At 36.7% G+C, this 23,291-nt stretch carries 18 protein-coding genes; 8 read left to right on the forward strand and 10 right to left on the reverse strand.

The window, feature by feature from the left end:
- Position 1 precedes the first annotated feature (1 nt).
- Positions 2–982, reverse strand: a complete 981-nt coding sequence (pheS, locus tag BTO11_RS13825) for a phenylalanine--tRNA ligase subunit alpha (protein WP_105053142.1) — start codon at positions 980–982, stop codon at positions 2–4.
- 234 nt (positions 983–1,216) lie between these two features.
- Here pheS and BTO11_RS13830 point away from each other — a divergent pair, with 234 nt between their 5' ends.
- Entirely contained in the window at positions 1,217–1,831 is a 615-nt protein-coding gene (locus BTO11_RS13830) for a flavin reductase family protein (protein ID WP_105053143.1), read from the forward strand.
- A 135-nt stretch (positions 1,832–1,966) separates the two neighbouring features.
- On the opposite strand, the gene hda is transcribed toward BTO11_RS13830, so the two are convergent.
- Both hda and BTO11_RS13840 read right to left on the reverse strand, forming a co-directional pair.
- Positions 1,967–2,659, reverse strand: a complete 693-nt coding sequence (gene hda / locus BTO11_RS13835) for a DnaA regulatory inactivator Hda (RefSeq protein WP_105053144.1) — start codon at positions 2,657–2,659, stop codon at positions 1,967–1,969.
- 1 nt (position 2,660) lies between these two features.
- Positions 2,661–3,944 carry a DUF2066 domain-containing protein gene (locus BTO11_RS13840; protein WP_181135914.1) on the reverse strand — a complete coding sequence of 428 codons (1,284 nt, stop codon included), beginning with the start codon at positions 3,942–3,944 and terminating at the stop codon, positions 2,661–2,663.
- Positions 3,945–4,113: 169 nt separating this feature from the next.
- On the opposite strand from BTO11_RS13840, the gene BTO11_RS13845 reads away from it, so the two are divergent.
- From BTO11_RS13845 to BTO11_RS13875, 7 genes are all read left to right on the forward strand, one after another.
- Positions 4,114–4,494 (forward strand): histidine triad nucleotide-binding protein, encoded by a 381-nt coding sequence (locus tag BTO11_RS13845; RefSeq protein WP_105053146.1) that lies wholly within the window; start codon positions 4,114–4,116, stop codon positions 4,492–4,494.
- 29 nt (positions 4,495–4,523) lie between these two features.
- A complete protein-coding gene (locus BTO11_RS13850; RefSeq protein ID WP_181135915.1) occupies positions 4,524–5,390 on the forward strand; it encodes a DMT family transporter in 867 nt (288 codons plus the stop codon).
- A 145-nt stretch (positions 5,391–5,535) separates the two neighbouring features.
- Positions 5,536–6,870: a Xaa-Pro dipeptidase gene (gene pepQ / locus BTO11_RS13855; RefSeq protein WP_105053148.1), complete on the forward strand. Its 1,335-nt coding sequence runs from the start codon at positions 5,536–5,538 to the stop codon at positions 6,868–6,870.
- Between the two features lie 2 nt (positions 6,871–6,872).
- Positions 6,873–7,493, forward strand: a complete 621-nt coding sequence (locus BTO11_RS13860; protein WP_105053149.1) for a tRNA-uridine aminocarboxypropyltransferase — start codon at positions 6,873–6,875, stop codon at positions 7,491–7,493.
- A gap of 436 nt (positions 7,494–7,929) precedes the next feature.
- Complete coding sequence (locus BTO11_RS13865; protein WP_105053150.1) at positions 7,930–10,575, forward strand: TonB-dependent receptor; 2,646 nt, start codon at positions 7,930–7,932, stop codon at positions 10,573–10,575.
- A 114-nt stretch (positions 10,576–10,689) separates the two neighbouring features.
- On the forward strand, positions 10,690–12,633 hold the full coding sequence (locus tag BTO11_RS13870) for a S9 family peptidase (RefSeq protein WP_105053151.1): 1,944 nt from the start codon (positions 10,690–10,692) through the stop codon (positions 12,631–12,633).
- 726 nt (positions 12,634–13,359) lie between these two features.
- Entirely contained in the window at positions 13,360–16,281 is a 2,922-nt protein-coding gene (locus BTO11_RS13875; RefSeq protein WP_105053152.1) for a TonB-dependent receptor, read from the forward strand.
- A gap of 90 nt (positions 16,282–16,371) precedes the next feature.
- Here BTO11_RS13875 and BTO11_RS13880 read toward each other — a convergent pair whose 3' ends face one another.
- The 7 genes from BTO11_RS13880 to msbA form a co-directional block, all read right to left on the reverse strand.
- A complete protein-coding gene (locus tag BTO11_RS13880; RefSeq protein WP_105053153.1) occupies positions 16,372–17,325 on the reverse strand; it encodes a 2-hydroxyacid dehydrogenase in 954 nt (317 codons plus the stop codon).
- Positions 17,326–17,392: 67 nt separating this feature from the next.
- Positions 17,393–18,211: a tRNA cyclic N6-threonylcarbamoyladenosine(37) synthase TcdA gene (gene tcdA, locus BTO11_RS13885; protein ID WP_105053154.1), complete on the reverse strand. Its 819-nt coding sequence runs from the start codon at positions 18,209–18,211 to the stop codon at positions 17,393–17,395.
- 47 nt (positions 18,212–18,258) lie between these two features.
- Positions 18,259–19,134: a pseudouridine synthase gene (locus BTO11_RS13890; RefSeq protein ID WP_229793283.1), complete on the reverse strand. Its 876-nt coding sequence runs from the start codon at positions 19,132–19,134 to the stop codon at positions 18,259–18,261.
- Positions 19,135–19,272: 138 nt separating this feature from the next.
- The gene (kdsB, locus tag BTO11_RS13895) at positions 19,273–20,085 is read right to left on the reverse strand and encodes a 3-deoxy-manno-octulosonate cytidylyltransferase (RefSeq protein ID WP_105053155.1); all 813 of its coding nucleotides are present in this window, start codon (positions 20,083–20,085) and stop codon (positions 19,273–19,275) included.
- A gap of 62 nt (positions 20,086–20,147) precedes the next feature.
- The gene (locus tag BTO11_RS13900) at positions 20,148–20,342 is read right to left on the reverse strand and encodes a Trm112 family protein (RefSeq protein WP_105053156.1); all 195 of its coding nucleotides are present in this window, start codon (positions 20,340–20,342) and stop codon (positions 20,148–20,150) included.
- A 50-nt stretch (positions 20,343–20,392) separates the two neighbouring features.
- A complete protein-coding gene (lpxK, locus tag BTO11_RS13905) occupies positions 20,393–21,457 on the reverse strand; it encodes a tetraacyldisaccharide 4'-kinase (RefSeq protein ID WP_105053157.1) in 1,065 nt (354 codons plus the stop codon).
- A gap of 57 nt (positions 21,458–21,514) precedes the next feature.
- Positions 21,515–23,272: a lipid A export permease/ATP-binding protein MsbA gene (msbA, locus tag BTO11_RS13910; RefSeq protein ID WP_219846472.1), complete on the reverse strand. Its 1,758-nt coding sequence runs from the start codon at positions 23,270–23,272 to the stop codon at positions 21,515–21,517.
- Positions 23,273–23,291 lie beyond the last annotated feature (19 nt).

Consider the following 23,291-nt stretch of genomic DNA (forward strand, 5'->3'; position numbering starts at 1 on the left):
CTTATTTAAACTGCTTTAAGAAACGAAGATCGTTTTCGAAGAATGAACGTAAATCGTTTACGCCGTAACGCAACATAGTTAGTCGCTCAACACCCATACCAAATGCGAAACCTGTGTATTCTTCTGGGTCAATGTTCACTGAACGTAATACGTTAGGGTGAACCATGCCACAACCTAATACTTCTAACCATTTGCCATTTTTATCCATAATATCGACTTCTGCCGATGGTTCGGTAAATGGGAAGTAAGAAGGACGGAAACGAACTTTTACGTCTTCTTCAAAGAAGTTACGTAAGAAGTCATGGATCACACCTTTAAGTTCGGCAAAGCTGACATTCTTATCAACCATAAGGCCTTCAACTTGGTGGAACATTGGTGTATGAGTTTGGTCGTAATCGTTACGGTAAACGCGTCCAGGAGAAATAATTCTTAGCGGTGGCGTTTCTTTTTCCATAGTACGGATTTGCACACCAGAGGTTTGCGTACGCAATACTGTTTTTGGCGTGAAGTAGAAAGTATCGTGGTCAGCACGAGCTGGGTGATGCTCTGGAATATTTAACGCATCGAAGTTATGGAAGTCATCTTCAACTTCTGGCCCATTTTTAACTTCAAAACCTAGGTCACCAAAGAATGATTGAATGCGCTCAATTGTGCGTGTTACTGGATGAATGTTTCCAGTATCCATTCCACGTCCAGCTAAAGTAACGTCAATAGTCTCAGAGGCTAGTTTTGCGTTTAATGCTTCAGTTTGTAATTGCTCACGACGAACAGTAATAGACTTTTGCACTGTGCCTTTAGCTATGTTGATAGCTTGGCCCATTTCTTTACGCTGTTCGTGATCCATTTTACCTAAAGACTTAAGTAATTCGGTGATCTTGCCTTTCTTACCCATATATTCAACACGCACATCTTCCAGTGCTTGGATTTCATTTGCTTGTGAAATTGCTTGTTCGGCTAACCCAACGATTTCTTCTAAATTCATGGAACACTCTTTTTTTATTCTAATGCTCGGTGCAAAATCTAAGGCGTTTAAATACCAATAACTAAGTTTGATTGGTATTTGCCTAAAATTAAACTTTCAATATAAATTACAGCCAAGAATTCTAACTTAATTGAATGCAAAATATTAGTGCTAAATCCTTATTTATATGGATTTTTAACGTATTTTATCGGTATGCTAGTGCCATTAGTTTTAAAAGCGGAAATTTAACTGACCATGATTGCCAATTTAGAAAATTTATCAGCAAATAACATTTATCATTTAATGACTCAAAGTATCATTCCAAGACCAATTGCTTGGGTATTGACTGAGTCTAGTGAAGAGAATTATAACCTTGCGCCCTTTTCATATTTCACCGCAGTGTCGAGTGCGCCACCAATATTGATGTTTTCTGTTGGTAAAAAACCAACGGGTGAAATTAAAGACACAGCAAAAAATGTAATGACTAATAAAAAAATGGTTATTCATATTGCTCACGAACAGCAATCTAAAGCGGTTACGGATTCAGCGGCAACCTTGCCCCATGGCGAGTCTGAGTTGATCTCAACAGAGCTAGAAACGGTTGAGTTTGAAGGATTTTCGCTGCCAAGATTAAAAGACTGTCACATCGCCTTTGCTTGCACCTTGTATGAAACAAAAGAACTTGGTGATGTACCACAAATGTTAATATTTGCCGAAATACAGCAGATTTACATTAACGATGAGGTTATTGAGTTAGACGATAAAGACAGAGTGAAAGTGTTAGCCGACAAGGTAAAACCGTTATCTCGACTTGGTGGTGCAGAATACGGTAGCTTAGGTAATATCATTCGAAATATTAGACCAGAATAACCACCTAGTTAGTTAAATAACCAGAGCGAACTGCTTGGAATTTTACAATTGAGCGTTTAGTTACTAAACGCACAATTACATACTTAGTTATCACTCACTTAGTTACAAAATACATATTTATCAAGCGATTAGCCATCAAATCTCAAGCACATGCTTTACAAAAGGAACTGTGACTTTTCTTTGTTTTTCAATACTTTGCTTGGCAAGGGTATTCAGTGCTTGCATCAAAAAAGACATTTTTCTAGGCAGTCGATTTAACATAAACTTGGCCACTTCTTCTGTTAACTCAAACCCCATAAAGTGAGCATGTTGTACTAACGCTCTGCTTTTATCTTGTTCAGATAAGGTTGGTATTTGGAACAAGGTGCCCCACTGTAAACGAGACGCTAAGTCAGGCAGTGATATTTGGGTTTTGGTTGGCACATCCAATGCGGTAAAAATGATGGTGGCATTGTTTTGCTGTAATGCGTTAAACAGATTAAAAATGGCGGTTTCCCACTCTCTGTTATTCGAAATGGCTTCGATATTATCGATACACACCACTTCTACATTCTCTAACCCAATGATCAAGTCAGGTGATGAATCAACCACTTGTTCAAGCGGTAATAACATACTGGACTTGCCAACTTCATTTGCATGGTGACAACAAGACGTGAGTAAGTGGCTTTTACCACTACCGTCGTTTCCTGCTAAATATAAAGCAACAAATTCGCTTGATTCAATTGCTCGACTAATTTCATTGGTCATCACACTTTGTACGTTCTCAGGTGTGACAAAAGACGAAAAGGTTTGACTACTATTTATGGTCACTGGCAGTAATAATTGCACCTTATTTGCCTAACCATTTGTAATTAAGATAAATAGTTTTCTTTTTCACTTCTACTTTAGTTTCAGTATCTACGTCTAACAATGGAGCGTCGCTTAATGCATCGCCGCTTAATGGATCTGAACTTACTGGAGTTGTGACTAAAGGATCTGTATTACTTAACACTCCAGAGTTAGCCTCTGCTGTATTTGTGTCGTCCAAGTATTCTAGGCTTTTTAACTGTTCATCAATAGATAATGAGGTGACTGGTTGATCCGGGTCTTTCAGTTTTTCAAATTCAGGTAATAACGCTAATGCTCTTATAACATCGCCACCTTCGCCAGATAAGTTTAAAAGAAACTTCACCTGATGCTTATGAACTTGCAATAATTGAACGTCTGCCACTGGCGGTAACGATTTCAAATACTTTTCAGCTCTCGTTAGCGCAACTACATTGGGTACATTTTCTAATGTTAACTCTAAGCTATCGGCTCCAGTTTGTTCACTGTCTATGGCGTATTCGCTAGCATAGTAATCACCAATATTATTCACCATTTGACGTACGACTGAAAACTGATCACCATTAAACTCGCCAATTAATAGCGGTTTATTTTCTTTCATCAACTGAAACTGCAATAGCCAACCTTGTTGGTATTCAGTGCCTTTGGTGGAATTAACATAACGCATTCTGGCCATTATGTAGTTGTCGACGTTATATCGTTTTGATGCCGCGTTAACGGGTGCTTCAAATCGAGCCCAAATATCTGACGAGTAAATAGCCTCTTTATCTATTGTGTCCATTAAAGGCAGCAATAAAGGTATTCCACGGTCATCCGATGATTGATTCAAAACTTCACTTAATTGAGGGTATTGTTCAAGTTCGACGATAGAACGGTTTACGCCTTCTTCAATCACTAACCAAACTAAAGTATTTGGTCGACGACGTCCCCATAATGAGCCACCTACGGACTTTATTAGATCGTCAATTTTTGTTTGATAAAATTGATCAACCAAAAAAGTACGATCTTGATCGTCAGTTTTAAACGCAAAGGATTTAATATAGTTGGCGGATTTGTATTTAACTTCACGTTGAATAACGGGGTTTTCTAAAATCTTTTGATTGCCAGTGACTTTAGATAATACCTGCTCAATAGCCCACCGATGCGCTTTTACACGTGTTTTCTGTGTTTTGTCATTTACCAGAATTTTACCTGTATATAGATTTGTTACTTCCACGGCAAAGGCAGCAGAGCCAAACAATAAACTAGGCAAGGTCATTATCAATATTAGTAGGCGGATATATTTCACAAACTTCACTGTATTTAGAGCAATTTTTCTTATCATAACCAATAACATCAAACAAAAACACCATTTCATTTTTATAAACTTTTATTAAGGGTTTAAGCAGTTAACATTTGCCTAATCGCATGTCCCTGATTAAAGTAGACAAAATTGTATAATCCTAATAGGAAATAACATGTCAGACACTACTATTTTCGACAAGATCATTAATAAAGAGATCCCTGCAGATATCATTTATGAAGATGATTTGGCTCTTGCATTTAAAGATATAAATCCACAAGCACCGACACACTTTTTGGTTATACCGAAAACCCCTATTGCGACGATGAATGATGTAAACGAAGAAAATGCACATTTAGTTGGTCATTTATATGTTGTTGCAGCAAAAATTGCGGCCGAGTTAGGGTTTGCTGATGATGGTTATAGAGCCGTAATGAACTGTAATGAACATGGTGGGCAAACGGTTTATCACATACATTTACACGTCCTTGCTGGAAAACCTTTTGGTTGGCCTCCGTATCAAGAGAAGTTGAAAACAGCGATTCTGAATAAATAACTATGGTGCAAAAGGATCAAAAGATAGCGGTGCAATTTGCATTAGCCAGTGTTCTATTGTGGTCGACGGTGGCAACTGCATTTAAGCTAGCCTTAACATCATCGACTTTAGAGCAACTGGTTGTCGTCTCATCGCTATCTTCACTGTTTGTTTTGTTCGTCATTTATGCTTTTAGTAAACAAAAACAAAACCTATTTACTCTTTTTAAACAAACACCCAAAGTGTATTTGTTGTTAGGAAATATAAATCCGGTTTTATATTATTACGTGTTGTTTGCGGCTTACGAAAGATTACCCGCGCAGATAGCTCAGTCAATAAATTATACTTGGGGCATAGTGCTCGCGCTGTTATCAATTCCAATTTTAGGGCAGAAGTTTTCAAAAGGTGACGCCATAGGCTTAACCCTTTGTTATGTGGGCGTTGTTATTGCGATTACCCGATTTGATATAACCAACATGCCAGAGTTTGACTCTGTTGGTCTTGGACTCGCTTTTTTGTCCACTTTAATTTGGTCAAGCTATTGGCTACTAAATAGAAAGACTAATGCACCAGCGTTAGAGTCTATTTTGATCTGCTTTATATGTGGCACACCTGCACTGTTGTTTATTGCAATTAATAACTGGCACTTATTCACCTTTAATAGCACTAATTTAATGGCGAGCGTTTATATCGCCTTATTTGAAATGAGCATTGCATTTATCTTTTGGTTAAAAGCCATGTCTTATGCGATACGTACCGCTCAGATCAGCTCGTTAATTTATCTTTCACCCTTTTTATCTCTGTTATTAATTAACTGGGTATTAAAAGAACCCATATATTTTTCGACTGTGATTGCACTTATCACTATTATGTTAGGACTTTATATTCAGAAAAGAATGAACCAGTCGCTAAAGTAACTTATTTAGTACTCTTTAATTCAGAGCTTTAATTGAAAGCTTTTATTGAGAGAACTTTAATATACAACTTAATAGACTGTTCTGTTTTTAACTTTCTATTTAGTCTTTCTATTTATTAACCTTATGATCAAAACAAGGCAATTTAATGCGTTCTATATATAAGCAACACTTACAGACTCTGCAGAATAATTTTGAAAGCGCATTAGAACAAAATAACTTTGATGGTGTTTTAATTTATTCAGGTCATCACAGCTATGGTTTTAGAGATGACAATGCTTACCCATTTAAAACCAACCCGCACTTTAAATACTGGTTACCATTAACTAAACAACAAAAAAGCTTTGTGTTGATTCAAACAGGTAAAAAGCCGCATTTATTTTTACATCAAGAATTAGATATTTGGCATGCCCAACCTGATTTACCAAAGGGAGAATGGCAACAACACTTTGACTTAACCTTAATTAGTAATGTGTCACAGGTTAAAGATTTTGTTAAAAATAAGGTTCAAACACTGGCATATATAGGTGAGCCGTTAACGGATGATACAGATACAAGCCTAGGCAAGATAAACCCTGCACTATTAATAAACCATATTGAATATGAACGAGCGTATAAAACAGAATACGAAATGGAATGTTTGCGAACAGCCAACCTTATGGCTGCAAAAGCACATATAGTCGCCAAAGAAGGCTTTTATGCCGGTAAAACAGAAATGGAGATACACCAGGCTTATTTAGCATCGTTGGGGGTAAGAGAGTTTGAACTGCCTTATAACAATATAATTGCATTTAACCATAATGCATCCGTACTGCATTATGATAATTATCAAGTTACCAACCCTGAGCAAAGACTCTCTTTTCTTATTGACGCAGGTGCAGAATTTAATGGCTACAATGCGGATATAAGCCGAACCTATTTAAACGAGGCCAATTTAAACGGAACAAATTTAAACAAAGCCAGTGAATTCCAGCAGATGTTCGACGCTTACCAAGTTGAGTACTTTGACTTGTTATCTGAAATTGAAGTAGATAAAGAATACTTTTCATTCCACGACTCGGCACATAAACGCATCGCTAAGCTGTTATCAGAGTTTGATATTGTTAAGTGCACACCACAACAAACCTACGAGAAAGGCTACAGCCAGTTATTTTTTCCATGTGGTGTCGGCCACTATATAGGTACTCAGGTTCATGATGTAGGTGGACACTTTGCTAATAAAAGTGGAGAACTCCTTACTAAAGACTCACGTTACCCATATTTACGCCTGTTACGTAAAATGGAAAAACAAACCGTATTCACGGTTGAGCCTGGTATTTACTTCATAAACCAATTACTAGAAACGGTTAAAGACAATAGTGACTTCAATTGGAGCAGACTCGAACAGTTTAAGCCTTATGGTGGATTTAGATTGGAAGACAGTATTGCCATGAATAACGGTAACATTGAAAACCTAGCCGTTGACGCATTTAATAAGCTATAGCTATGCCAAGAGAACTATGCCAAAAATGTAATTACCCAATAAAGACATGTTTATGTCGTTTTATTGAGCCTGTTAAGCACGAGACTAGAATCTTAGTTTTGCAGCACCCTTCTGAAGTGAATAATAAAAAGAATACGATACGAGTACTTTCTTTATTAACCGACAATATTCAGATATTCGTAGGAGAGAGTGAAGATGACTTTATTCAAGTAAAATCATTATTAAACCAAGCCGATACTAACTACTTTTTATTGTATCCATCCGAACAAGCTAAAACCTGGGATGAATATTCAGCTCAAAACCGTTCACAAAATGACAAAACAACGGCCAATAACGTGTTAATTGTGTTAGATGGAACATGGAGAAAGGCGAAAAAAATTCATCTATGCAATCAATGGTTAGAAAATATACCGAATTTAACACTGAATTCGACAAGGAAAACCAACTACGGCATTCGTAAATCTAGCATAGAGCTTGGATTATCCAGTATTGAGGCAATCGCATTTGCACTAGAAGATATAGAAAATATATCTTCATCCCCATTTTTAAATGCATTAAATGGACTTAAAACATCTTTTACACAGTTAATGCCAAATACAATAAAACAACGATATGACGTATAACCCCTTACTTTAAAGGTGTGTAGAAGATGTTATTGTAATTGCAGCCGTATTTAGTTAAAGGTTATTATTTTACACCCCCTTTAACATAAAAATAACTAACTAGTGGTACGACTTCAGATTAAAATTTCTAACATCAAAAGCTTTGATATAATATTTTTGTAAACAAAACAATACAAAAGATGATTTTATTTATTTATTTATTGCATTTTAAACCATTGACATGACTATATTTTAACCACCAATCCCTTACTGACACTGGATTTCCTTACAAGTTCACATTATTTAGGCCAAAGAATAACAATTGTAAAAAAATATGTTGAAATATACATTTTGTTACGCTTATTATGTGTGTGAGGTTTAAGCAAGACCATAAAATTCTAATTATGGCTAAAAAGACTTAAACTTAAAAACAATAATTATTCCAGGAACAAATCACATGAAAAATTTTAACCGTAGTATTGCTGCTGTTGCAGTATTTTCTGCTTTAGGTGTTAGTGCACCACTTTTAGCTGCTGAAGCTGATGAAGCTAAAGTTATTGAAAGAATCTCTGTTACAGGTTCACGTATTAAACAAGTTGACCTTGAAAATAGCTCACCAATCACTGTAATTACAGCTGCAGATATTAACTTATCTGGTGAACCTTCTGTTAGTGACGTACTAAACAACCTAGCATCAAACTCTTTTGGTTCATGGACTGGTGTTTCTGGTTATGGAGCAGGCAGTGCTGCATCATCAAACATTAATCTACGTGGTCTTGGTTCGGATGCTACTTTAGTATTACTTGATGGTCGTCGTATGCCTGGTACAAGTTCATCTTCTGGTGCTTCTGCAGATACATCACTTATTCCAATGTCTGTTGTTGAACGTATTGAAATTTTACGTGACGGTGCATCTGCTGTATACGGTTCTTCAGCTGTAGCTGGTGTAATCAATATCATTACTAAGAAAGACTTTGATGGTCTAAACCTTAAATATGAAGTTAACCAACCTGGTGTTGAAGGTGGTGATAGCACTAACTTCTCTGTAACTACAGGTTATACTTCTGAAAAAGGTAACATCATTTTCACTTACGAGCACTCTGAAGCTGATGCTATTTTTGATAGTGAAGTTTGGCCTCTAGACGATGCAACTTATGGTGCATATAGTTCTTACAGCCCTGTATCTAACTACAAAGATGGTAACGGTGATTATTTCTCAAACCCTGACATGTGTGCACAAGAGCCAAATGTTGTTAATGGTGTAGATGCTGATGGTAGTGGTCGTTGTTTTTACAACTACGGTGCAGTTACTAAATTTTACCCTGATGCAGAAAAAAATTCATTCTTAACAAACTTTAACTATGAATTAACTGACAACATTAGTTTTGTTGGTCGAGGAATGGCTAGCTTTAATGAAACTGACTCTCGTTATGCCGGGACTCCAGTTTCTACAACGCCTCTTTACATGCAAGCTGATAATCCATTTAACCCAACAGATGAAAAAATCCAAATCTATACTCGTGCAGTTCCAATTGGTAACCGTGATACAAAAACTGAAGTAATCACAACAGACATGCTACTAGGTTTAGAAGGTTTCTCTGACATAGGTCAAGGCCTAGATTGGGAAGTTAACTACCAAAACAGTATTTCTAAAACAAACGTTTTAGGTACAAACCTAATCAATGACGTTGCATTCCAAGCAGCAATTGACGAAGGTACATACGATTTATTTAACACTCAAAATTCTAGCTACGGTGCCTGGAGTGATAGTATGGGTGAGCTTTACCAAAGAGCAAACCATACGGGTAGCTATACAGGTCGTTATGCTAGTGAGCAAATTGACGGTTTAGTTTCAACTACACTTTTAGATGATGGTGACTTTATGGTTGCTGGTGTAGTTGGTGTAGAATTCGAACAAATTGACTTTACTCAAGTTAGTGATCCTGAATCTGCAAATGGTTTCATCTCTGGTGGTTCTGGTGGTGATGATGTATTTGCAACACGTGAACGTACTGCGGCATATATGGAGCTACAAGCTACATTACCGTATAACATTGACGTGACCGTTGCTGGTCGTTATGAAAGTTACGAACAAACAGGTACTACAAACCTAGGCGAGAAAAGCAGTACGTTTGATAAAGTTGTACCAAAAATTGGTTTAACTTGGCGTCCACTTGATTCATTATTAATCCGTGGTTCTTGGGGCGAGTCTTTCCGTGCACCAAACATGGGTGAAATGTTCCAATCTTACGCATTAAGTTTCCCTACAGTTCGTGATACAGCATGGTGTGAAGCTAACCCAGGTCAAGAGTCTGCTGGTTACTGTTCTGATGCTGGTGAGCAAGTAGCAACTTGGTTTGGTGGTAACACTGAACTTCAAGCTGAAACTGGTGATTCAACAACTGTTGGTATGGTATGGGATATAGTTGAAGATTTCTCTGTTGAACTAACTTACTACTCAATCAACTATGAAGACAGAATTGACAGTGTAAGTAACTCAGAAATCTTACGTCTTGAAAAAGAACAAGGTGGCTTAGGTTCTCTTCCTCTTGCAATTGATCGTAACTCTGTAAGTGACAAAATTGATTTCATGTACACTGGTTATGTGAATAAATCTTCACTATCTACAGACGGTATTGACTTTAGTGCTAAGTATCGTTTAGAAACTTCAATGGGTAATGTATCTACTAGCTTAAATATCTCTAAAGTATTTAGCTTTGAAGAAGTTGCAGACTCAGAAAGTGAAGCATTTGATTATGCTGGTTTACAAGAATATCCAGAATGGAAAGCTGATTTAGCAGTTAACTATTCTTATGAAGATATATCTGCTACTTGGACTATGTACTATGTAGGCGCTCAAGACTCTGGTAATGAAGAGTATGATGTAACTTACTATGCTGACCTTCCTAGCTACGTTAAGCATAATGTACAGTTAGCATATGTTGCTCCTACTGATACTAAAATTGCTGTAGGTATCAATAATCTTCTAGATAAAGAAGCTCCTAGTATATATGACGGTTTCCGTGACTATCGTGACGTTAACTGGTCTTTATATGACCTAACTGGACGCTCTCTATACTTACGTTTAGAGCAATCATTCTAAACTATATTTAATATAGTATAGACCCAAAGCCCTGCTAATTTAGTAGGGCTTTTTAATTTGTACATTACTATTTTATATGTATATTTAACTCTCATAATTTAATAAGGAAATATTATGCCTGCATTACTAAAGCTATTTATTATTAGTTTTTTATTCTTGTTTCCATTGACGACAAGTGCACAAGTAACTCAACCTTCAGTTGAAGATTTTTTTAAAAACCCTACATTTTCTAGTCTACAGCTATCGCCAGATGGCAAATATTTAGCGGTTCTATCACCAATAAATGATCGTAAAAATATAGTTATTTTAGAAACCGAAGGGTTAAAAAATGCAAAACCAGTAACTAAATTTGATGAACAAGATATATCTGGCTTCACATGGGCTAATGATAATGAGATTGTTTTTACTCTAGATAGTGATGGTAACGAAGCTTTTAGCCTATACAAAATAAATGTGCATGCAAAAAAAGGCAAAGTAGTTGAACTTATTGGGTCAAAAGTTGGAGCATCAGGTATTCGTTCTGCCGCTATAGTTCATATGTTACCAAATGATCCAGACCATATTATTGTGCAATATAATGGAAGAAATATTAAAGCTCCTGATTTGTATAAATTGCCATTAAATAGTCGTTGGGACCGTAAACGTGACAGAAATTATAAAATGGAGCTTATTGCAAAGAACCCAGGTGATTACCAGGTTTGGCTTTTAGATCATGATGGTGAAGTTCGTGGAGCTATGTCTATCGATGGCTTACAAGGAAAATTCTATTACAAAGCTAAAGGAAAAAAAGAATTTAGTATATTAAGAGAATATGAAGTTACGTCAGAGAATATACAACCACTAGCTTTTGATTTTGATAATAAATCTTTGTTTGTAGCATCTAATATAGGTAGAGATACTTATGCAGTATACAAATATGACCCAGATAATAATAAACTTGGTGAGTTGGTTTTGTCTGTTCCTGAGATTGATGTTTCTTCATTAGGTTTTTCAATTAAACGTAAAAAATTAATAGCTATATCATATATTAATGAATACCCAGAAGTTACTTACTTCGATGAAGAGACAGCTCACATGATGGCCTCATTAGAGAAAGCATTTGTTAATAAAAAAGTGTCTATTACAAGTCAAAGCAAAGATGAAAAACTGAATATTGTATATGCCGGAAGTGATACTGACCCTGGACAGTATTATTTATTTGATAAAGTAAAAAATACGCTAAAGTCTTTAGTTGCACCTATGCCTTGGCTTGATACTACGCTTCTATCTGAAATGAAGCCTATTAAATTCCAGAGTAGAGATGGCCTAACGTTACGAGGTTATTTAACGCTACCTAAAAATAGCGATGGTAAAAAAGTACCATTAATTGTTAATCCTCATGGCGGTCCATTTGGAATTAGAGACTCGTGGGGCTTTAACCCTGAAGCTCAATTTTTTGCTAGCCGAGGTTATGCGACTGTACAAGTAAACTTCCGAGGATCTGGTGGTTATGGTCGAAAATTCGAACAAGCTGGCTATGGCGGGAAATGGGGAGCTGAAATGCAAAATGATATAACAGACACTGTAAAACATTTAATTAATAATGGTACGGTAGACCCTGAGAAAGTATGTATATATGGAGCAAGTTACGGTGGTTATGCAACTATGGCGGGCTTAACATTTACACCTGAATTGTATAAATGCGGAATTAATTACGTTGGTGTAACTGATATTGAATTATTGTTCGACTCATTACCAAAACATTGGGAACCTCAAAGAGAAGTAATGAAAAAACAAATAGGTGATCCTGAAGATAAAGAATTAATGAAAAGAATGTCTCCTCTTCATCACGTAGATAAAATAGTTGCTCCAGTTATGATTGTACAAGGTGCAAAAGATCCTCGCGTAGTCAAGAAGCATGCGACAAAGCTTCGTGAAGCTCTTAAAGACCGTGGTATTGAACTTTCTGATGATGAATGGATCATGAAAGAAAATGAAGGTCATGGCTTTGCTAAGCAAGAAAATAAAATAGAGCTTTATACTAAAATGGAAAAGTTTTTAGCTAAGTACTTACAATAATAAAGCATATTTATTTCATAATAAGTAACATAAGAAAGCATGTTTAAATCCTATTTTAAACGTGATTCATAATTTTATGCCAGTCAGTTAAAGCTGACTGGCATTTATCAACTCCTCCGTCCTGAAGCTCCTAAACTATTGTCGGTTATCTTTACAAAAATAATGTTCTAAAGCCGTCTAAGTAAAACACTATTTTGATTATTCATAGCTCTTATTAATATTTAGCCTCTTAGTAAATATATATTTTTTAAGTATATATACATCAAGCTAAAATATAGCCAACAACGCTATACTGAAGCAACATAGGGCTAAGAAAGTCAAGAAATCCATAAAAAAATTCAAATAAAGGCTATAGAACATTTTACAACCTCAATATATTCACTTATAAAATCACATAATAAATTAAACTTTAATTATTCAAATTCAATATTCACAAAAACGATGTATTACTTACTGTACAGCGATGTTAGGAAGTAATTCCTATCGTTTTAAACAGTAGATACATTTCCTTGTCCCCCTTTCCTCCTCCTTATTTTTAGTTAATTGTTCAGAATTCATTACAAATCACAAAAAACTCATATAAAAACTTTTAAAATTTCTTTCAATATTGTTTAACATCAGGCACTGTAAGTTGTATAAATTAAGGGCAATTGATTTATACCACTAATTGCAACAACATGAATTGCAACAATATAAAAACAAAATAATAACAACCAGGAATAAAACATGAAAAATTTTAGAAATAGTTTAACTGCATTTGCAGTTGCTGCTGCGCTTGGCTTATCAAGTACTGCAATGGCTGCTGATACTGGCGGTTTAAAAATTAAAGTAACTGACAAAAATGGCAACGCTATTGCAGGCGCAACTGTTTTAGCTAAAGCTCCTGATTCTTTAGTAAGCAAAACAGCAGTTTCTGATGCTGACGGTTATGTGACTCTTAGAGGCTTAGATGCATCAAACCAATATACTGTTAGTATTAACGGTTCTGACATTCAGTCTTTTGAAGCTAGTAATGTTCGTGTTATTACAGGTAAAAGCTTGAACCTTAGCTACTCAGTAAGCGGTGCAACCAGCTCTATGGAGACAATTACAGTTTCTGGTCGTGCTATTTCTGCAATTGATACTACATCGGCAACAACGGGTATGGATATCACTTTAGATATGACTGAATCTTTACCTACAGGTCGTTCATATCAAAGTTATTTACAACTTACACCTGGCGTTAAGCCAAGTTCAAGTGGTAACCCTTCGTCTAAATCTGGTGTTAACTATTCAGATGTTGGTGGTAGTGTAGGTACTTCTTCAGATAATATTTACTACATCGATGGTGTAAACGTTACAGATAACTCCACTGGTACAGCTGGTGGTAACATCAACTCTGAAATTATCCAAGAACAACAAGTTATTACTGGTGCTGTTCCTGCTAAATATGCTGGTGGTGCTGGTCTAGTATCACGCGTTGTAACTAAGTCTGGTAGTAATGAATTTCATGGTTCTGTTAACTACTATCTACAAAATGACAGCCTAGTTGGCGATTATGACAGTCCTACAAAAGCAGATGCTGGTTTTTCTACTTTTGATACAGCCGTTACTTTAGGCGGTCCAATAATTAAAGATGAATTATGGTTTTTTGCTTCTTACCAAATTAAAAATAAAAAAACTGATGTAACTGACCCTGTAACAGGTGACTTTTCACGTGCCGTTGAAGATGAATCTACGTTAGGTTTTGGTAAATTAACTTGGCAGGCAACTGAAGATGACCGCTTAGTATTTACTTTCTTTAACGACCCGAGAGATATCTCAGGAAGTAGTGCATTTGATACATTATCAAACCGAGATCGAGTTACAGCAATTGGTGGTAACAATCTAAAACTTGATTACTCACATGCATGGGACGATTTAATTATAAACACTGGCGTCATGTCTCATGAATCAGAATTATCTTATCTTGCTAAAGATACATCGACTCGAAATGATGTTGCTTTTTATACAAATGCCTCATCTGCAACACAATCTGAGACTGACTTAGGTGGCTTAGGTGCTCATACTCTGCAAGATCGTAATAAATCAAGTTTTTACATTAATGCAGAGTACTACTTAGATACTGATGATTTTGGTTATCACACTATTGAAGTTGGTTATGAAGCTGAAACTAATGAAAATATCACAAACTCTGTATACACAGGTGATAGCGCTCAATACACATCTATTGCAGCCGCTGACTCTGGCGTAACATTTAATGATTATATTACAAATGATGACTGGGTTGGTACGAAAGACTTAGGAAGCGCAGATATAGTTAGACTCTCTGATGAATTAGGGATAACAGAAGCCGATGTTTCAAATATTGTATTTAATAGTACTGAAGGTAACCCTACTGGTGATGTTAATGCATATAGAATAATGCAAACTGAACAAGCAGAATCTAAATTGGAAACAAAAGGTCAAACTTTTTATATTCAAGATAGCATTACTATTGATGACTTAACGCTTAATGTAGGTTTACGTGCTGAAAAATGGGAACATTTTGCATCAACAGGCGCGAACATATTTACATTTGATTGGGAAGTCGCTCATCGTTTAAGTGCGGTATATGATATTAATGGTGATGGTGATTCTAAAGTATGGGCATTTATTGGCCGTTACTACGATCCAATTCGTACAGACATGACGTCATTTGCGGGTAATTTAACGGGTTCTGTTCGTGAAGAGCAAATATTTGTTAATGGAAATTGGGAAACATTCCGTACTCGTGGCGGTGTAGCTACTCAAGATGCATTTATTTCACCAGCAACTAAAACTCCGTATACTGATGAGTTCTTAATTGGTTATTCTACAAACCTTACCGAAGATACTAATATATCTGTAACTTATACTAAGCGTGATACCAAAGACATAATGGAAGATTATGACTTAAGTATTTACAGTGAAGACGGTTATTTAGCAGGAACTGATTTTGAATTACCATATTCTTATTTTGGTTATACTGAAAATCCGGGTTCTAACTATGTAATAGGTACACTAGCTGGAGGAAAACGTGTATACCAAGGTATTGAAGTAACATTCAAAAAATTACGTACTGAAAATTGGAGCTTATTATCTTCATATACTTATAATGACGCTGAAGGTAGTTCAAATTCAGATGGTAATGCTGACTTCCAAGGTGACTGGGAAATATTAGATCCTAGAGCTCCAAATATGTACGGTAAACAACCTGGTAATGTTGAGCATCAATTTAAAATATTAGGTACGTATTACTTTGACAACGGTTTTGAAGCTGGCGCTATTTATAACTGGAACTCAGGAACTCGTTATAGTAAAGCCCAGTCTATTAGTGGACGTTACTTACCTCTACAAGTTGAGACTGCATACGAATTTGGTGGATACACTACTGAGTGGGTAGATACAGGTTCTGTTGGTGTAGCAGAAACTCCTTCTTACGGTACTTTAGATGTACGTGTTAAATACGTCCATGACTTTGGTGACTACCAAACAGAGTTCTTCTTAGACATATTTAATGTCCTAGACGATCAAGCTATTACGGAAGAAGAGCAATTAGCTGCTGGTAGTGGAACATATGCCTTCGGTGAAGCTAAAGACTGGGTTGAGCCTCGTCGTTTCTACCTAGGTGCTAAAGTATTATTCTAGATTCAATTTCATTAGTTTGAATTAAATAATTAGTAACCATAAAAAACCAGTAGTGAAAACTACTGGTTTTTTTTATGCTTTATAAAGTGATTAATACGCAGAACGTCTATCTATCAGGTTCTTTAGCTCTAGCCCTTTCTTCTGTAAAAAGTAATTTTCAACGATTTGGCTTACCGCTGTTTCAACATTAGTCACTGCAGAAATATGTGGGGTTATTTGGATTTTATCTGACTGCCAAAACGGGTGTTGTTCTGGTAATGGTTCTTGTCTGAATACATCTAAGTACGCAAAATCTATTTGTTGTTGTGTTTGTAGGTGATGGGCTTGTTCTTTAGTAGGAGCAAGTGCAGCTATTAAGTCTTCATCAACAACATGTTCGCCTCTGGCTACATTAATTAATACAGCTGTTGATTTCATTTTAGAAAATACAGCAGCATTTAATATGTTTTCGGTTTTATCCGTAAGCGGTAATAAACAAACTAAGTAATCAGCTTCGCTAACAACAGTATTAAATCCATTATCGCCTGCATAACAATTGACGTTATTAATTTTTTTTAGACTGCGACTCCAGCCTGATACGTCAAAACCAGCACTTAACAATACTTTTGCTGTTTTTGCACCTAACTGCCCTAGCCCCAGAATGCCGACGTTATTACCCTTTCTTGCTGATTTTGGTTTCCATATACATTCTTTCTGTTGCTGATTAAATTGATTTAAGCGTAATTTATGGTGCTGCACCATAGTGAGAACATATTGCGCCATGTTTATCGCTAAATCTGGATCAACTATTCTGGCAATGGGAACATTAGGTAAGTCTGGGTCTGAGATTATTGAGTCTACGCCTGCGCCAAATGAGGATATGGCTTTTAGGTTTTTATAAGCGTTCAATGAACCATGTTGGTGTTTCCACACCAAAGCGAATTCAACCGCATCTGGATTGTTAACATTAGGCCAAACTTCAATTTCGTGTTCTGGAATGTCTTGTTTGAGTCGAGTGATTAATTTATCTAGTGGTCTTCCTGGAATATTAATTAATATCGACATCGCTTTACCCTTTTTTAATTGGCTTTTTTAATTGGCTCTTTTAAATTGACTCTTTTTATATAAGTGTTTAATTGCTGCTTTCTTTTAACAGTCGTTCTTGTTTCTGTAATATCTTGCTAATGGCTTTTGATGCTGCAAAAAAACCAAAGGTACCGGTTACCATAGTGGCGGCGCCAAATCCCATATTACAGTCCAAGCGCATTGAGCCTTCTGCGTTGGCTTTTACTTGGCACACGCTGCCATCTTCTTGCGGGTATTGTAATTGTTCTGTGCTGAATACACAGTCCACGCCAAACTTACGTTTAGGGTTTTTACTAAAGTTAAAATCACGACGTAGTAAATTTCTTACTTTTGATAATAATGGGTCGTGAGTGGTTTTAGCTAAGTCTGAATATTGAATTTGACTTGGGTCTGTCTGTCCACCAGCTCCACCGGTAACCAACAAACCTATCTTATTACGCTTACAATGGGCTATTAAGGCGGTTTTAGCATTTATACTGTCAATGGCATCAATAACATAATCAAACTTACTAGCATCTCTTGTGCCTATTATTTCAATTAAGTTATCCGCCGTTATAAAGTCTTCGATACAAGTGACCGTGCAGTCTGGATTGATTAGCTTGATTCTCTCAGCCATAACGTCAACTTTGGCTTGCCCTACAGTACCAACCATCGCATGAATTTGACGGTTAGTATTAGTCATACAAATATCATCAAGGTCAATTAACGTTATGTGGCCAATACCAGAACGTGCAAGTGCTTCTGCAGCCCAAGTACCTACGCCGCCAATGCCAACCACACAAACGCGAGCTTGTTCAATCCACTTGGCTTGTTGAGTTCCATATAGGCGGCTGATGCCACCAAAACGAGTTTCATAATCTGTCATATTAATTAACGCTATTGAGCCTTACTGTTTTAATACTAATTTAAATACTATTTTGAATCTTGTTCTTGAATATTCGTTTGTTCATTTGATGTCGAATTTTTAGACTTGTTACTTTTTGGCCAACTATGCAAATCCGGTTCACCAACCAACTCTTTAATACCTTGCTCATTATCAACAAATAACGACCCCGAATTAGGGAATGAGATTAACTTAACCTCGTCGTCACCATATTGAAAATTAAGCATTAATGCGTGTAAGTAACCTCTGTCAGAGCTATTTCCACCGTATAACTTATCGCCTAAAACAGGAGAGCCTAAACTTTTCAGCGCCACTCTTATTTGGTGAGTCTTACCTGTCTCTGGCTTGATCAAAAACAGTCTCAGTCCTTTTATATTGTCTGAGCCAGACGCTAATCCCCAGTTAAAAAAACGGGTAGTTGCAGGATTCACTTTTGTTTTTAGCAGTTTCCATTGTGATAAACGGGCTTTAGCCATATCACCACTGATACTGCCTTGTTTCTTTTTAGGTTTAGAGTCAGACAAGGCCAAATAGTATTTTTGAATTTGTTTGTTTTCAAACGCTTGTTGAAACCAAGTCGCTGCCGTTTTATTACGGGCTAAAATTAACAATCCACTGGTTAGCTTATCTAGTCTATGCACGGGAAATAAGGTTTCAGAAAAGTGCGCAGCGCATAAGTTAAAAAAGCCAGTCTGCTCTACCAGTTTTTTACTTTCGCCTACATGAAGTTCGTTTTCGCTAAGGCTTTCTGTATTTTGGCTAGCGCTTTGTTTACTTTTATCAGAGCTCTCTTTACTTCCACTAGTATCAACGCCTTCATCATGAAAGCCAATGCCAGAAGGTTTATCGACCACATAAAAGTCAGGATGTTGATAAACTACATGTATATTCAATGGTTTGTTCAAATTGTTCTTCAGTATTTAATTAATTTTATTGCACTTTTAATTGCACTTTTAATTGCACTTTAAATTGCGCTTTAAATTACGCTTCTATTACGTTTCTATTTACATTTTTGGCTTAGAATAAAAGCCTAAAATAAAAACTTAGAAACTGTTTAAGCTAGCAACGAGTCTGCGAACTTGCTCTAGGTCTTCAGCGGTATCAACACCAGCTGGCGGTGGCTCAACAGCTTCAGCCACATGGATTGATTGACCTTGCCATAACACTCGTAATTGCTCTAACGACTCAATCTGTTCTAACTGTGACGTTGGCCAAGTAATGTATTGTTTTATAAAGCCGACTTTGTATGCATAAATGCCGATGTGTCTTAAGTAGCCGTAGTTCAATTCGTCTTCTTTACCGTCACGATCAAATGGCATTGCCGAACGTGAGAAATATAAAGCTAAACCGTCTTTATCGGTAACCACTTTAACCACATTAGGATTGGCTAATTCTGCTCTTGAACAAACAGGTTCAGCTAAGGTTGCCATGCCTACATTTTTTGTTATTTCAGTTGTAGAGTTAGCGGTTTGGGCTTTTAATAAATACTGCGACAAATTATCTGCAACCTGGCAAATATTCGACGAAGGGATCATTGGCTCGTCGCCTTGTACATTGACAATAATTTCATCATCCGCCAAACCGTACTTTTCAACAACTTCAGCCAAACGTTCTGTACCAGAAGTATGTTTAGTAGACGTCATACAAACTTCGCCACCAAATGCGATAACTGCTTGCTCTATACGTTTGTCATCGGTAGCAACAATAACTTGCTTAGCTCCGCTGGCAATTGAACGTTCGTAAACCCATTGCACCATAGGTTTCCCTGCAATATCCGCTAACGGCTTACCTGGTAAACGTGAAGAATCATAACGGGCTGGGATAACAACAATAAAGTTCTTTTTATCTTGTGACATTGGTTTTCCAATCTGTGCTGTAAATATAATCGCGGTCTAAAAAAACGCTACTTTCAAATCAGTTACTTTATTTGCTCTAATTCATCGAGCGTCAGTTTTCTTGCTTCATTCTCTAACATCACAGGGATGTCATCGTTAATGGCATAAGCAAGCTTGTCGGCTCTGCAAACTAATTCGTTTAATTCTTTGTTAAAAACCAATCCAGACTTACATACTGGACAAGCCAATATTTCCAATAATTTTTTATCAAATGCCATGAGTCATTTTCCTTAAATATATTTTATAAACTAGTGCCTAATTTATTGGCTTAGTTTATTACAGGTAATTGTTTTATTAATTCAATAAGTTGTTGTTCTACGTTGTTTGATATAACCGCAGAAATAGGTAATACAAACCAATTTTCTTTTGCAAAGGCTTGGCACTTTACTGCATCTTTTTCTGTCATCACGATAATGTCATCGCGGGTAAATTTGTCAAAATCCGCTGGGCTAAACTGATGGTGATCGGCAAACCACAAGGTACTTTCAACTTGATATCCCATCGACTCAGCGGTAGTCAAAAAACGTTGTGGATTACCAATGCCAGACACTAAGTGAACCTTATTGCTTTGCTTGTCACTACTGTTTTTCTTGTCATCATTGTTAACGGCTAATTTACTGGCTGGATTTAACAAGTTATAAGCCGCATCTGCACATAGCCTATAATCATGCTCAATATTCGTATCAGCATCTATCGTATTGATATCAACAGTGCCTGAATTAACGAGTGTTAAATCCACCGACTTTAATCTTGAAGGTAATTCACGCAATGGCCCTACAGGTAACAGCCAACCGTTGCCAAACATGCGCTGTGCATCCAACAATACAATTTCAATATCTCTAGCCATTTTATAATGCTGCAAACCATCATCTGATATCACGATATTGGCATCGGTATTATCATGAACAAACTGTACCGCTTTGGCTCGGTCGGCTCCAATAACAACGGGACATTGAGTGCGTAAATGTAATAATTTAGGTTCATCACCCGTTAAATTTGTAGGTAATCCTGAGCTAACCAAACGTGGAAACGGTAAGTCCTGGCCATTGTCAGAATGTTTATTAGCACCATAACCGCGACTAACAATCGCAGGTTTAAACCCTTGGAGTTGTAACAATTCAACCAAATAAATTACAAACGGTGTTTTACCTGTGCCACCAACCGATATATTACCAACCACAATAACTGGAAGTTCAGATCTAATTTGCTGCTTTATACCCAATTTGAACAAGCATTTTCGAATACTGGATAACAACCAAAACAAACCTGTTAATGGTAATAATATAAAGTTTAATTTACTGGCGTTATACCAACCACGTTCAATCCAATTCATTTAGCTCTCGTTACTGGCATTCATTTATTTGCTTTCATAGAAGTAGCTTTCACTGATTTAGCTTTCACTAAACTGTAATTGGTGTAAGGCAGCGTAAGCACCTTTCTTTTCTAACAGCTCAGCATGACTACCTTGTTCTAGTATTTCACCCTGATCCATAACAATGATCTTATCCGCATTTTCAATTGTAGAAAGGCGATGAGCAATGACTAAACTAGTACGGTTTTTCATTAATTTGTTTAACGCATCTTGAATCGCGCGCTCAGATTCTGTGTCTAATGCCGACGTCGCTTCGTCCATAATAAGTATTGGCGCATTGCGTAATAACGCTCTAGCTATTGCGATACGTTGACGTTGCCCGCCAGATAATAATACGCCGTTTTCACCAACTTCTGTGTCTAGGCCAAATTCCATATTATTAGCGAACTCAGTGACATGAGCTAATTCTGCAGCTTGCTCTATTTCTTCCCTTGTTACCTTTTTATCACCATAAGCAATATTTGCGGCAATACTGTCGTTAAATAAAGTGACATGTTGTGATACCAAAGCAATATGAGAACGTAAATTGGAAAGTTCAAAGTCATTAATATCTACGCCATCAATTTCAACGTGGCCACTTTGAGGATAATAATAACGTGGGATAAAATTAGATATTGTGGTTTTACCACTACCAGAGCGACCAACCAGTGCAACGGTTGTTCCGGCTTCTATTTCCAAGTTAAGATTTTTAATAACTTGAACTTCACTGTTTGGATAAGCAAAATCTAAGTCTTTAAATACAACTTTACCTTTAACCGATTCTTTAACGACTGTACCAGTATTACTTTCTGACTCTTCATCTAATACTTCAAACACACTTCTAGCCGCAGTGATACCGCGTTGAAATTCGCTATTCACTGTGGTTAATTGTTTTAGTGGACGTAATAGAGTCATCATAGCGGTAATAACAACAGTAAAGGTACCTGGCGTTAAAGTGTTCAGCATCTCTGGACTGGATGCCATATATAAAACGCTTGCCAGTGCAAATGAGGCGATAATTTGAATCGTAGAAACACTTAATACACTGGTAGAAACCATCTTCATTTTTTGCTGACGGTTATTGTTATTGATTTTTAAAAATTCTGTTTTTTCTTTATCTTGCCCACCAAAAGCTAATATTACTTTATGGCCAGAGATCATTTGCTCCGACTGACGAGTTACGTGTCCCATCGCTTGTTGGATACGTTTTGAAATTACTCTAAAGCGCTTAGTCACATAAGTAACCACAATCGCCACAAAAGGTACTAACACTAATATCGCAATAGACAACTGCCAACTGTGGTAAAACATGATAGTCATCAGGCCAATAACAAAGGCACCTTCACGCACCATAACCAATAATGCTTTACTGCAAGCATTCTCAAGTTGTTCTGTGTCGTAAGTGATTTTTGAAATTAAACTGCCTGTGGAATTGGCATCGTGGAAGCTGACGGGTAAAGACATAATTTTTTCATACAGTTCCTGGCGCATATTCATCACAACATTAGAGCCAACCGAGCCTAAGCCGAAAGTAGCCATAAAGTTAGATAACCCTCTCAGGACAAAAACCACAATGACGAATATTGGCGCGTAAGCTAAAACCTTTGAACTTTGCCCAGTAATACCTTCGTCGATGAAAGTCTGTATTTTTGAAATGAATAATGCGTCGATTGAGGCATTGATCACCATACCTATAATGGCAAATGCAAAAATAAATTTAAACGGTTTAACGTATTGAAGTAAACGCTTAAACGTCTTTGGTTCTTTAACGATTGCGGTAGTGTTTGCTGAATTCAAAAATAGCGCCTTTTAAAAA

The organism is Psychrosphaera saromensis, assembly GCF_002954545.1.
GTDB classification, from domain to species: domain Bacteria; phylum Pseudomonadota; class Gammaproteobacteria; order Enterobacterales; family Alteromonadaceae; genus Psychrosphaera; species Psychrosphaera saromensis.